The 245-nt window shown below is 67.3% G+C and carries 1 protein-coding gene; it reads left to right on the plus strand.

Annotated features, from left to right (window positions below):
- Positions 1-79: 79 nt before the first annotated feature.
- Positions 80-245, plus strand: a 166-nt coding sequence (locus R0J87_RS23515; RefSeq protein WP_498889401.1) for an Ig-like domain-containing protein, incomplete at its 3' end; no start/stop codon positions are given.

Genomic DNA, 245 nt, shown 5'->3' on the forward strand with positions numbered 1-245 from the left:
GCCGGTGGTCGAGCCTCCTGTGGTTGAACCTCCTGTGGTTGACCCTCCCGTGGTCGAGCCGCCAGTGGTCGAGTCACCCGTGACGATCGACTGGCGCATCGATCCATCGACGGCCTTCGCACCGGACATCACCGGCACCGGAACCCCCGGCGCGGAGGTGGAGATCGTCGACGAGACCGGCCTCGTCATCGCGACCGCGGTCGTCGACACGGACGGTGTCTTCTCGGTGCATCCCGACGTCGACT

Source organism: Halomonas sp. SIMBA_159, assembly GCF_046536035.1.
GTDB classification, from domain to species: Bacteria; Pseudomonadota; Gammaproteobacteria; order Pseudomonadales; family Halomonadaceae; genus Vreelandella; species Vreelandella venusta_A.